At 32.4% G+C, this 490-nt stretch carries 1 pseudogene; it reads left to right on the top strand.

From position 1 onward, the window contains the following. Positions 1–338: pseudogene (locus AC2JF9_RS08545) on the top strand (hypothetical protein); the annotation flags it as partial. Positions 339–490: the final 152 nt, after the last annotated feature.

Here is a 490-nt window from a genome sequence, read left to right as displayed (position 1 = left end):
AAATAGAAGAATTAAAAAAACAAAAAGAGAGCTTAGAATTTGAATGTCAAAAACATGTTTTTGCTCGTGAGCAAGAATTGAATAAAGAAAAAGAAAAAGAAATTAAACATATTCAGGATGAATTATCAAAGGAAACAAAACGCTACCAAGATAAATATGAAAAGGTTCTCGAAGAGAAAGAGAAATTACGAAGTGCTAACTATGAATTAAGAGCTACATTGGATCGTGAGAGTAGCGAAAATGAAAGGAAAGCCTCTGTGATTGTTTCAAAAGATAAAAGGATTGAAGAATTAGAGGAAAAAATTAAGGAAATGGAAGCTGCATCAAAGAAAAAATAATCCCCTATGTCAAAAAGTGTGAAATGATTAATCAAAACAAGCTTTTTAACCCCAGCATGCTTTAGATTGAGCGTGTTAGGCAGTTATCTTTAATATGCTATCCTTCCATCCTGAAGAACTATTCCTGTAGGAGAGATAGGGGAGCGATAATG

Source organism: Lactobacillus sp. C449L (assembly GCF_059900815.1).
Note: the sequence above shows the minus strand (reverse complement) of the source record. Positions and strands in the feature narration are given on the sequence as shown.